The sequence below is a fragment of the Candidatus Cloacimonadota bacterium genome, from assembly GCA_020532085.1.
In the GTDB taxonomy this organism is placed as follows: Bacteria; Cloacimonadota; Cloacimonadia; order Cloacimonadales; family Cloacimonadaceae; genus Syntrophosphaera.
Genome location: JAJBAV010000004.1, coordinates 37,314 through 49,511 on the forward strand (window position 1 = coordinate 37,314; position 12,198 = coordinate 49,511).

The following is a 12,198-nucleotide window of genomic DNA, read 5'->3' on the forward strand; positions in this document are numbered from 1 at the left end:
AACCCTAGTTTTCGGAGGCAGGTTTGTGTCAATCTATTTCACTTGGGAGGCTTGGTCGCGGTGGCGCCGAGGCACGGAGTTTTTGAGTTTTAGCGTGGCGCAGCAGCAGAGTTTTTTATTGTTCGCAGAAGCCCTGCGGTGTTGACATTGAAGGAACGGCGTATTCGGCGTTGGGTGGGAAACCCCGGAGTGACAGGCAACAGATTATCATCATCCCCGGCTCAATCCGTTAATCCGTGCAATCCGTTAATCCGTATTGAATTACGAATACTCAGTTCCTGAGTTTTCGGGATCACGGTCTTGATACGGACTCTTGCCTTACCGTTGCTCGATTTCCGGCAGCATGATCACGCTGAGCTTGTTCACATCGGTGTTCAGATAGGTTTTGGCAGCGGCGAGGACACGTTCGCGGCTCAGGCTTTCGTAGTAGCCGGGAAGTTCCAGCCAATCTCCCAGGGGACGGTTCAGCCAGACGCTGGAGTGCAGTTGCCCCAGCCAGAAGCGGTTGGAGCGGATATCTTCCTGGTATTGCTGCTTCATGGTTTCGCGGGCGGCTGTGATGTACTTTTCCTCCAGCCGGCCGGCCTTGAGGCTGTCCAGAGTGGCGAAGATGGCGGTGTTAAGCTCGTCCACCCGCGCCGGCGAGCAACCCATGAAAGTGCCCAGAACGCTGTAGGGACGTGGAAATTCGGAGGCCATGGTGAAAGCTTGTATGAAGTACACGCCGCTGAGGTCCTCGCGGATGTTCTCGCGCAGTTTTTCGTTCAGCACATACTCCAGGCCGCTCAGATCCACTTGGTTTTGCAGGCTGTATGCGTATTCCCCGTTGGTAAAATGTGCCACAAAAGCGCGGTCGCTGGAGCCTTTGCGGAAGCGGATCTCGTGGATGCCGTCGCGCGGATCCAGGCCTGGATCGACCGGAGTGTCCTGACGCCTGAGCACGGGCAGGTTGCCCAGATAGGCCTGGCAATACTGTTTTAGCTGTTCTTCGTCGAAAGCACCCACGATGATGAAGCTGAAGTCCGAAAAATCGGCAAAGCGGTCACGGAACACGGCTTCCAGATCGGCCAGTTCCACCGCGTCGAGGTCCGCGTCGGCCAGATCTGTCTGATAAGGATGGTTGGCGTAAAGTTCCTTGTACATCCTGCTCATAAAGACATTCATCGGGTCCAGGTTGCGGTTTTGGTAGTATGTTTTCATCCGCTGCACGTGGGAGGCGAAATCCTGCTCATCGAAGCGCGGGGCGGTGGCGTACTGGTAAAGCAGCTGGAACATCAGTTCCATGTCCTGCGGCGAGCAGGAGGCGTTCACGCTTTCGCTGTAATTGCTCACGCCCAGGCTGGCATTCGCCACTTTGCCGGCGGTGGCTTTGCGCAGCGAGATGGAGTCAAAGTTGCCGAAGCCAGATTCCTCGATGTAGCCGGATAGCAGTTGGGAAGCGGGAAGCGCGTCCGCGGGATAGCGCGTGTAGCCGCCGGGGCTGACGGCACGCAACAGCACCTGGTCGTTCTTGAAATCCGTTTTCTTGGCGTAAACTTTCACCCCGTTGGCCAGGGTCCAGATCTTGGTTTGGGTTGCGGTGTCGGTCTCTTCACTCACGATAGCGGCGAGTGATGGAAAGTCTTTCATGATCGGCTCGTTCACGGTTTTATCTTCGTAAGGAGCGATCTCCAGGCTGTTCACACCGCGGGCGATCTCCAGCAGGCGTTCCTGCGTGGGATAGGCCAATTCCTCTTTCTGGGGGCCGCTCAGGCCAATGAACATGTTCTTGTCCTGGATCAGCTCCGCCACCATGGCGTTCACCTCGTCCAGGGATACCAGGTCGATCAGCTCCTGGGTGAGCAGCTGCCGGAATTCCGCGCTGGTAAAGACGTTCTGGTTCGAAAGGGCGTCCACGATCCCCCAGGCGATGTCGCCGGATTCACGGGTGCCTTGCTCCGCCACCTGACGCTCGGCATCGCGCAGGACGTCGATCTTGGCGCGTTCGAACTCGCTGGGCATAAAGCCAAAGCGCTGCACCCGTTCCGCTTCGGTGAGAATGGTGCTCAAAGCCTCTTCAGACTTGCCCTGGGTGTACATCGCGAACATCATGGAAGCGGACATCGTGCGCAACAGCGGATATTCCGTGGCGGCGGCAAAGGAATAGGGCGGATTGGGTTTTTTGCTGTTTTCCTCCAGACGGTGGTTGAGCATGGTATAGAACAGCGTGCCTTTCAGGTTGTTGTAATATTCGCCGAAATTGTTGACCCGCTGGACGTCCTTTTTCCACATCACCTGCAGCATGTTGCTCGGATATTCGGGATCGGTGGTCACGATGGCCTGGGGCGCGAGGTTGGCGGGAACGCTGAAATCCTCTCTGGGGCGGGGATCGACCCGGGCCGGGATGGCACCAAAGTATTGTTTCACCAGATCCAGCATGGCGTCAGGCTCAAAATCGCCCACGATCACCACGCTTTGGAGGTCTGGACGGTACCAGTCACGGTAAAAACGTTTGATGGTGTCATGCCCGAAGCCGCTGATCACCTCGTAAGTGCCGATGGGAGAGCGTTCCGCGTAGCGCGAACCGGCCAGAAACACGGCGTTCTGGGCATCCCGGACGCGTGAGCCGGCATCCTGCCCGAGCCGCCATTCCTCGATGATCACACCGCGCTCGCGTTCGATCTCGGAAGCCTCGAAACTAAGCTGGTGGGCCATGTCCGAAAGGATCAGCAGGCCCTGGTTCAGCTTGGCGCTGTCGTCGGTGGGGATCTTCAGTTGATAAACTGTGTAGTCGTAGCTGGTCATGGCGTTGAGGCCGTTGTAATAGCCCATGCCGATGGAGGAAAGGTAGTTCACCACCTCACTTTTGGCAAAGTTTTTGGTGCCGTTGAAGGCCATGTGTTCCGTGAAATGTGCCAGTCCGCGCTGATCCTCGTCCTCGTTCACGGAGCCCACATCCACGTAGAGCCGCAGTTCAGCGAGGTTGGCGGGTTTGGGGTTGCGCATGATGTAGTACGAGAGTCCATTGTCAAGTTGGCCGGACAGCACGGCGGGGTCCTGCTGCAGGGGGATCTGCATCAGTTCAGCGGGCTGAGCGGCAAGCCCGGCCAGCAGAGCCGTCAGGATGATGGTTGCGTAAAGCTTTGCGGTGATTTTCATGGTTCGGATGTGTCCTTTATTCTGGATCGCTGAGGGTGATCAGGAACTGCTGGTCCACCTGCAGGATGTTGGTGGGGTCTCCGTAGGTGTAGGTGGTGCCATCCACCATGCGCACGGTGGCATAATAGTAGAAGTTGTTGCTGTTGGTGGCATATTCCACAGGCAGATAGGCGAATCTTCCGGAATCTATGGCCCCCAGGTCGTGGGAGGCGACCACGCCCACGAAATTGTGTTTGTAGAGGGTGGCCTGGGCCACAGCCTGGCTGCTGTTGTTCACCACTTTGAAGCTGGCCCGGTTGGGGTTGATGTAGGCTGTCAGGGTCTCACCGGCGCGGATCTCCACCCGGGTGGTGTCGGTGAAGGTCTCGTTTTCCTCGTCGTAGATCTGGTAGGTTTCGCCCACCAGGCGCACTGGCACTTCCACCCTCACGTCCGGGTTGAGGATGTGCTGGTTGCCGGTTGCCACGGCGAAAATGTGTTCCGCGCCGGCCGGGATGGCCAGTTCATCCTCTTCGCCCAGGGTAACATAGACCGGATATGAGGTCTGGTTGAGCACGCGGAAACTGCCGCCTGATTCACAGGCGGTGAGGAACAGGATCGCCAGCAGCGGCAAGAGCAGCAGATAAGCTCGCTTCATGATAACACCTCTTTGTCGTTAAAGTCGTTGCCAGTCCATATCATCAGGCTGGTTTAAAAACCTTTTCCGGCCCAGCTTTTACCCCGCTGTCCTGATGTCAAGGATTATCTTGGCCCTCGCGCCGGAGGCCGAAACGGCCCTGAATCCGTTCAGGGTGCCGCTCGCGCTGCCGAGACCCAGGTTTTGCTTGACATTCCTGGCCGGAAGATCCGCTTTGGCGCGGGGATCGATGCCCGCCAGCAAGCGTTTCCCTGCTGTCCATGATGTTTGAAACCCAACGCGGCGGGAAAAGGAGCGCCTGATGACAAATGACTCCAGCAACCGGCTCTATGCCGATCTGGCCTGGCTCTGGCCACTCTGGGGAGATCCGGCCACAGAATACGCCGCCTATTGCGAATTCATGGTGAAAGGCCTGCGCCGCCACGCCCGGAGGGAATTGAAAACCCTGCTGAACGCCGGTTGCGGCGGCGGCAAGAACCTCTTCACCCTGCGCAAACACTTCCAGGTGACCGGGCTGGACCTCAGCGAACAGATGCTGGCCCTGGCGGCGGAGCTCAATCCCTGCTGCGAACTGCTCCGGGGCGATCTGCGCGATTATGGGCTGGACCGCGAGTTTGACGCCGTCTTCCTCGACGACGCCATCTCCTATCTGCTCACCGAGGATGACTTGGAACGCTCTTTCCGCCAGGCTTTCAAACATTTGGCCCCGGGCGGGGTGCTGGCCTTTAGCATCGACGCCACCTCCGAGAATTTCCAAAACCGGCGCACCCAGGTCTTCCAATCCATCCCCTCAGAGAAATATCCGGACACCGAAGTCACCTATATCACAAACGATTACCTGCAGGCTGACGGCAGCGTGTCCAACACCTTCATCTACCTGATCCGCCGGAACGGAGAACTGCGGATCGAGACCGACCAGCACGTCTGCGGCCTGTTTCCACTTGAAACCTGGCGGTACTTGCTGGAGCGAACAGGTTTTCAAATCGCGCGGGATGATTACGAAGAAAACGGAGACCAATACCCCAGCTTTTTCTGCCTGAAACCCTGACCGGCTCTAAATATCAATACGGTATCAATACGGAATCAATACGGATTTCATCCGTAATGATTCCGTATTGATACCGTATTGATATTGGGAGCGACCCGGGATTTGGCTGTCATTTGACGATGACGAACTTGCCCACTTTGATCCTGTTGTCGGCCTTGTTTTGCACGGAGAAGAGATAGACGCCGGGGGCAATGATCTGGTTGTGGCGGGAAAGCAGGTCCCAGGCGTGGATGCCGCTGGCGGAAAGGCCGTGTTCGGTGGCTTTGGAGACCGAGATCACGTCTTCCTGACAGGCTCCGTCGTGATCGATCTCGCGCACGAGGTCGCCAGCCAGGGTATAAACGCGGATCACGCAGCGCGCGGGCAGGTTCACGAACCACATCCTGCGGCTTTTGTCGCCGTTGGGGTCGTTGGGCCTGCGGCCGTCGAAGGCGCAGCTGCCCAGATAGGGATTGGGAACCACGTAGATGTTTTCCATGTCCTCGCGGGCCAGGGCGCCGGGAAAGAAGACCAGCATGTTGGCGTCGGGATCGCGTCCGGTTTCCAGAAAATTGAGCTCGTGCACGGGAATGCCGCGATCGAAGGCAGTTACGGCCACGTAGCATTCCCTGCCCTTGGGCGGGTGCGGGATCGAAGCGTGGTAATACCTGCGGGACAAGCGTTTCTGCCTTAAAAGTGACAAGGCCGAATCATCCCCGCCTGAGCCCGGGATGGAGTTTTGGCCACCGTGCCCGGGCAGGGGGATGAGTTTTGTATCCAGGAGGGCGTCGTAGATCTCGGCGCGCATCTGGGGATGCTTGAACAACCGGGCCTGCAGGGCCAGGACCAGATCCGCCGGCGCGCCGGGATAAAGAAGGGCGATGCGCCGGGCCTCCAGTTCCAGTTCCCGGCTCCATTCCACCTCCGGCGCGTAGATGGGCCAGCCGTAAAACAGATCGTCCGGATTGGTCGCGTAGGCGTAGTTTTCGTCCAGGCAGGTGTAGAGGCCGTAAGCGTCCGAATCCTGCCAGGCATTGGGGTTGGGCAGGCCTTTGTCCACGCCGAGATAGCCGCCGTAATCCACGAAGAGCGAGTCCGCGCCGGGGCAGCTGCTGTTCACCGCGTAATCTGAAAGGTCGCGCGGGGTTTCGGCCTTGTCCCAGCGTTCAACAAGCACCCAGTCTTCCTGCGAGCCGCTGCCGCTGCGGCTCCAGAGGCCGTAGCCCTGGAAATCGTGGCGCAGCCTGAAAGCGGTGTAGGGATTCACCCTGGCCTCGGGGTTGAAGACGAAGGTGGGATCGTTCAGCCGGGGCTGAAACTCCTCGGGAAAGCCGCTCCAGTCCACCCAGAGGGGATCGCTGTCCAGGCCGGGCCGGAAATTCGGACCGGAGGGGTCCTGCCAGCCGATGTCATCACTGCCCACGGTCATGGGATCGTAGCTGAATTCGCCGCGGTTATCCCAGTAAAGGTCGATGCTGTTGCCGTTGTCCGCCAGTTCGGCAAAGAGTTTGGGGATGGCCGGCGGTTCGGGTGGGCTGTAGTGGGGAAAAGTGTCCGGAAGCACCACCGTAACAAGGGTTTGGGCGCGTCCGTAGATCTCCATGGCCCAGCGCGCCGTGCGTTTCAGTTCCTCCATCGTCTCGCCGGGAAACAGCGCCACCACGATCTTCATGGTCTTGCCCGGAGCCAGGTCCCAGCGTTTGTGGTAAACGCCCCCTTCGATCTCGTTGAAGTCCGAGCTGCCGGGTTGCGCGCCGTAAAAAGCAAAGAGGAAGCGGGTGTCCGTGGGGGTGGGCTGCACGAATTCCATCTGCTCCAGCGCTTCCGGGCGCAGGGGCTGGAAGTTCGTGGGATTGGGATTGCGGCCCGTGAGCAGCCAGTATTTTTCGTTGGCGGTGAGCCGGGGGGCATAGTTGAAGGAAAGGGGATCGGCGTCGTGCGGTCCGTTCACGCCGCTCCAATACCAGCAGTGAAAGCGGAGCAGATCGGGGTCCGGAGTGCAAACCCGGGCGCCCATGATGCCGCAGGTGAGTCCGCCATCGAAATCGGCGTCGCGCGTGAAGGCAAATTCGTAGCCCACACCCTTCACATAGCCGGAAATGTCGTCGCTGGCCTTTTCCCCGCCCATCACCTGCGGCCCGCAGTCCGAATCCACGTAGATGCCCATACAGCAGTCGAACAGCGTGTCCCGGGTGGCGAGGTTCATGTTGGTGATGTCAAACTCGATGTAAACCAAGTTCTTGATGTAGTCGTAGCTCCACTGGTAGGACATCTGCCGCACCCGGATATTCAGGGGATAATGCCGGTTTTGGCCGCGGCTGATGCCCAGATCCCTGTCTCCGGGTGTGCCAAAGGGACAGTAGTCGTAATAGTAAGAGATGAAATCCTGCTCGGAAACCGGGGCCCCGTCTTCATCCACCTGGCCGTCGGAATCGTCGTCGCAGGGCTGGGCGAAGTTGTAGGAGGCGTTGCTGAGGTCGCTCAGGTCCATAAAGCCCAGGGGAAACCAGATCTCGGAATTGAAGCCGGAGGTGATGGCTTCGTAGTTATCCGTCTGATGGATGCGCAAACCGCCGAAAGCGCTGAACTGGCGGGGAAGTTCGTCCGCGCCGCGCAGGGGAAAGCTGTAGCCGATGAAATCTTCATCGATGACGCCGTCGCCGTCGTCATCCTCCCCGCGTTTGTGATAGCGGCTGCTGGCGGTGATGATCTGGTCGGTGGAGTTGCAGGCCAGATAGAGGTCCTGAACGTCCGGGTTGCCAGCCACCAGAGGGTTGTAAGCCGGCAGGAGTTCATGCACGTTGAGCACGCTGTCCTCGCCGATCGTGACCAGGGTGTCCACCACCGGCACCATCCAGGGTTGCCAGTCCGGGCTTCCTTCCGCCACCGTGCCGGAGCTGTCCGCGCTGGGATGCAGCGACTGCCAGTACAGTCTGCGCCCGGCTTCGTCCCGGCGGTATTTTTTGGCCCCAAACCACAAGCTGCCCTGAAAGAGATAATCCACTCCGCTGCCGCCAGGGTATTCCAGGGATGGATACTGCTCGCCAGTGGCCCCGCCACTGCCGAAATAGCCGAAATTGCTCACCCGCAGCCAGATGTTGCCCACATTGTGATACCGGGATGTGTCCAGCCTCTTCACGCTGTCCGCGCGCTCCTTACCCAAACCTGCCAAACGGCCAAAAGCCAGCAGCAGGGCCAGGATGAGCATCAGAGTGGCTGTGCGTGGGCGCATCATTCTCCCCATGGCCAATGTTTGGTTCACATTTGAGAAATATCCAATATATGTCAAGGTAAATCCCGGCCCTGCCAAATCCGGTACGGGATCCCAGTCCGTAAAACGAATCCGGGGTTGTGGTTGGCCGGGACACGCGCATCGGGGCCAAGAAATAATTTGACAGAAAAACATCCGGGTAAAATAATGCCTTTACGAACGCAAGGGAGCGATAAATGAGTTCATTAACGGTGCTGGGCTGCATGTGGGGTGACGAGGGCAAAGCGAAGATCGTCGATTTTTTGGGCGCGGACGCCGATGTGGTGGCGCGTTTTCAGGGCGGGGCGAATGCCGGACACACGATAGTTTTGAACGAAGCCAAATATGTATTTCACACGGTGCCTTCGGGCATCCTCTATCCCAAGGCCAGATGCGTGATCGGCGCCGGCACGGTGATCGATCCCCACGGCCTGCGCGAAGAGATGAAGGCGCTGATGAGCCAGGGCATAGATTTTGGCGGCCGGATGTTCATCGATGTCCGCGCCGGGCTGGTGCTGCCGCTGCACAAAGAACTGGACGGCAGCACGGAAGAGGAATTGGGCGCCAGCAAGATCGGCACCACAGGCAAGGGGATCGGCCCCGCCTACGCGGATCAGGCGGCCCGCAGCGGCCTGCGCTTCGGAGACCTGGGCCATCCTGACTGGCTGAAGCAGCGCCTGATCAGCCTTTACGCCTTTCATGACCTTGAGCCCCGCGATCTGGCAGGCGAGCTGAAGCAGCTTGCAGACGTGTGGGATTTTCTCAAGCCCTATGCCGCCCAGGCGGATGAACTGGTGCGCGCTTCTTACCTGGCCGGCGCATCCGTCCTGTTCGAGGGCGCCCAGGGCACGCTGCTGGACCTCACTTACGGCACCTATCCCTATGTAACGTCGTCACATACCACCACCGGTGGGGCCAGCACGGGCATCGGTTTTCCCCCGCGCTGGCTGGACAAGATCCTGGGAGTTTACAAAGCCTACGCCACCCGGGTGGGGGAAGGGCCTTTTCCCACCGAACTTTTCGACGCCACCGCCGAGCGCATCCGCACAGTGGGCAACGAGTTCGGCGCCACCACCGGCCGGCCCAGAAGAATAGGCTGGTTCGATGCCGTGGCCGCCAAATACACCGCCGCCCTGAACGGCCTGGACGCAATGGCCCTGACACTTTTGGACGTGCTGAGCGGCTTGCCGGAACTTAAGATCTGCACCGGTTACTGGCTGGACGGCAAGAAACTGCCCGGTTACGCGCCCCATCCGCTGGACCTGGAACGGCTGGAGCCAGAATACCTCAGCTTGCCGGGTTGGGAAGCCGATCTTGGCAAAATCCGCAGCCTCTCCCGCCTGCCCAGGGCGGCCAAGGATTATCTGGAGGCGGTCCAGGACCTCGTGGAAGTTCCCATCAAGCTGGTATCGGTGGGCAAGGACCGCACTCAAACCATTGTTGTAAAGTGATATAAGGAGATTATGCCATGTGCAGGAACCTGATCTTTCTGCTTGTGCTGGGATTGCTGGGCACGGCCCTTGGCGCCCAGGCCCCGGATACTTTGACCTTTCCCCAGCCCCAATATGTGAACCCCATCTTCGACAGTTTTACGCGCAACTACATCTCCACCAGCGCGATGGGCCGCGGTCACACCGGCCTGGCCATCCCCGGAGGAGTGGACAACGTGCTCAAAAACCCCGCTGGCTACCGTCCGGACAAGGCATCCCTGCATCTGGAACTGCTGGTGAAGCCGCCGGTGGACAGCGATATCTATGCCATGGCGGACACTTCCGTTTACTACCAGATGACCAATGAGACCATGAACTCGCCCGTGCCCGTGGGGATCATCGGCGGAGGTGGCAGGATCGGCCCCAATTTCACTTACGGCCTGCTTTACAGCCTGCCCAAGACCATCAAGGTGGACAATTTCGGCGTGGAGATCAACATGGGCTACGGCCTCATCCAGCGCTATCCCAGCTTTTACCTGAACCAGATCACAGCCAACGCCGCCTGGCACAAGGACGATTTCCACGTGGGACTGAATCTGCACAACCAGATCTATCATCTGGGCGATGTGACCTTCCTGCGTTCCTTCGAGCGCATCAGAGACACCAAGTATGTGCTGAGGCCCCAGCTGGGGCTGCTTTACAGCGGCGAGACCCTCAGCGCCGGACTCAGCGTGGTGCCGCAGCAGAATGTGGACTGGGACCTCAAATTCGCCAGTTACGAGACCCGCCTGCCCCTCAATCTGGCCATCGGCATGGCTTACGGCAAAAACGACGCCTTCCTCACCGCCGAACTCGACTTTGAGCAATGCAGCGCCATCAGCCCCGCCTTCAGGGATCGCTACACCATTCACGTGGGCGCGGAAAAGACCATCCGCCGCTACACCTACCGGGCAGGATACATGTACCATCCGCAGGTGTGGGTCGGGGATTTTCTGATCCCCGACGCCGCTTCGGACACCCTCTCCATCTGGTGGAACGCCGTGTTGCCCCAGGGCCAGGTGGGCAAAAACAACCAGCATATCCTCACGCTGGGCAGTTCCTGGAGCCATCCGGACGTGAGGGTGAACCTCGCCGGCCTGATCGACGTGGCCGGACAGGCCCCCGTAGCCCAGGTGAGCTTTTCCGTGGACCTCTTTTTCAGCGCCTTCAAGCGCAAGAACTTCCTCTACTTCGACTGATGCCCAAAGTTCAGATCCGCAAGATAGAAACCTACGACCTACCGCAGCTTGAGGCCGCGGTGGGAGATTTTCTGGGCCAGGCGAACCGCCTGAGGATCAAGCGCAGCAAGCGGGTGTTGCTGAAACCCAATCTGCTGGGCGCTTTTCCACCCGAGCGGGCCGTTACCACCCATCCCGTGCTGCTGGAAGCCCTGATCCACCACTTTCTGGAACTGGGCAAAGAGGTGTGGATCGGCGACAGTCCCGGCGGCACGGCCAATGTGGAGCAGGTCTGGAAAGTCTGCGGACTCAGCGATCTGGCCCAGCGCTACCCCGTGAAACTGGTCAATCTTTCCACCGCCGGCTACCGCGAACTCCAGTGGGAGGGAATCCCCGTGAAGATCTCCGAGGTCTTCTGGCAATGCGGGATCGTGATCAACATCGCCAAATACAAGACTCACGGCCTGGTGGGCTTCACCGGCGCTCTGAAGAATCTCTATGGCCTGGTGCCAGGCCTCGTGAAATCTGATTATCATGGCCGCTATCCCAACTCAGTGGATTTCTCCCATCTGCTGCTGGCGCTCTACGGACTCACGCGCGCCCGGCTTTCCTACAGCTTCATCGACGGGATCCTGGGCATGAACGGCATCGGCCCCTCTGGTGGACGGGCCAGGAATTTCGGCCTGCTGCTGGGTTCGCGCTCCGTATCCTCCCTGGATTTTGCCGCCGCGAGGATGATGGGCTTCCGCCTCGACGACGTTCCCTACCTCAGCGAAGCGCTGCAGATGGACGGAGTGCTGCCCTCCCGGGTGCACGTGCCCACCAGTTTCCGCGATTTCACGCTGCCGGACGTGGACATCCGGGCCGTGAAATACAGCTACCGCGTGCTCCGCCGCGTGCCCCGCTTCGCCCACCATCTGGTGCAGCGTTATTACGGCAAAAGGCCCGTGATCAGCAATCGCTGCCAGAAATGCGGCATCTGCGTGAAAAGCTGCCCCGTGCAGGCCATTTCTGCCCCCAGCAAATTCACCCTGCCCGCCATCGACCCCCGCAAGTGCATCAAATGCATGTGCTGCCACGAGATGTGTCCCCATGGCGCGGTAGACATCCACAAAACCTTTCTCACCAGGATCATTGAAAAATGAAAAAACAACAGCCCAAGCACAAAGCCCTGTTCAACCTCATCTACCTGGTCCTGTTCCTATTCATCCTCAGTTGGATCGTGTTCTGGGGTAGCAACAGCTTTTACCAGAAATGGCGCCTGCAGCAAAGCGCCAGCAAAAAAGAGAAGCTGGTGGAGGCCCTGGAGGCGCAGAACGACAGCCTGAAGCAGGAAAACCAACGGCTTAAGACCGATCCGGAGGAGCGCAAACGCGCCATCCGTGCCGCGCAGGGCATCTACGCAGAAGACGAAACCGCCTATATTTTCAAACCGGCCCAGGGCGACAGCATGGCCAGGCCGGGCAAAAAAGCCGGAGACAAGTGAAGCCGTGCCTGGA

Annotated in this window: 8 protein-coding genes; 5 read left to right on the top strand and 3 right to left on the bottom strand. The window is 59.1% G+C overall.

Going from position 1 to position 12,198, the window contains the following annotated elements; genetic code table 11:
* Positions 1 to 318: 318 nt before the first annotated feature.
* Positions 319 to 3,138: an insulinase family protein gene (locus tag LHW45_01995; GenBank protein MCB5284350.1), complete on the bottom strand. Its 2,820-nt coding sequence runs from the start codon at positions 3,136 to 3,138 to the stop codon at positions 319 to 321.
* A gap of 16 nt (positions 3,139 to 3,154) precedes the next feature.
* Positions 3,155 to 3,775, bottom strand: a complete 621-nt coding sequence (locus tag LHW45_02000; protein ID MCB5284351.1) for a hypothetical protein — start codon at positions 3,773 to 3,775, stop codon at positions 3,155 to 3,157.
* A 301-nt stretch (positions 3,776 to 4,076) separates the two neighbouring features.
* On the opposite strand from LHW45_02000, the gene LHW45_02005 reads away from it, so the two are divergent.
* Positions 4,077 to 4,823, top strand: a complete 747-nt coding sequence (locus LHW45_02005) for a class I SAM-dependent methyltransferase (protein MCB5284352.1) — start codon at positions 4,077 to 4,079, stop codon at positions 4,821 to 4,823.
* Positions 4,824 to 4,932: 109 nt separating this feature from the next.
* On the opposite strand, the gene LHW45_02010 is transcribed toward LHW45_02005, so the two are convergent.
* Positions 4,933 to 8,034: a hypothetical protein gene (locus LHW45_02010; GenBank protein MCB5284353.1), complete on the bottom strand. Its 3,102-nt coding sequence runs from the start codon at positions 8,032 to 8,034 to the stop codon at positions 4,933 to 4,935.
* 215 nt (positions 8,035 to 8,249) lie between these two features.
* Here LHW45_02010 and LHW45_02015 point away from each other — a divergent pair, with 215 nt between their 5' ends.
* Genes LHW45_02015 through LHW45_02030 form a run of 4 tightly spaced genes read left to right on the top strand, consistent with a single transcriptional unit; the run spans position 8,250 to position 12,185 of the window.
* Positions 8,250 to 9,503 carry an adenylosuccinate synthase gene (locus LHW45_02015; GenBank protein MCB5284354.1) on the top strand — a complete coding sequence of 418 codons (1,254 nt, stop codon included), beginning with the start codon at positions 8,250 to 8,252 and terminating at the stop codon, positions 9,501 to 9,503.
* A gap of 17 nt (positions 9,504 to 9,520) precedes the next feature.
* Complete coding sequence (locus LHW45_02020; protein MCB5284355.1) at positions 9,521 to 10,720, top strand: hypothetical protein; 1,200 nt, start codon at positions 9,521 to 9,523, stop codon at positions 10,718 to 10,720.
* Positions 10,720 to 11,844, top strand: a complete 1,125-nt coding sequence (locus LHW45_02025) for a DUF362 domain-containing protein (GenBank protein MCB5284356.1) — start codon at positions 10,720 to 10,722, stop codon at positions 11,842 to 11,844. Before LHW45_02020 ends, LHW45_02025 begins: the two co-directional genes overlap by 1 nt.
* Positions 11,841 to 12,185, top strand: a complete 345-nt coding sequence (locus LHW45_02030; protein MCB5284357.1) for a septum formation initiator family protein — start codon at positions 11,841 to 11,843, stop codon at positions 12,183 to 12,185. Before LHW45_02025 ends, LHW45_02030 begins: the two co-directional genes overlap by 4 nt.
* Positions 12,186 to 12,198 lie beyond the last annotated feature (13 nt).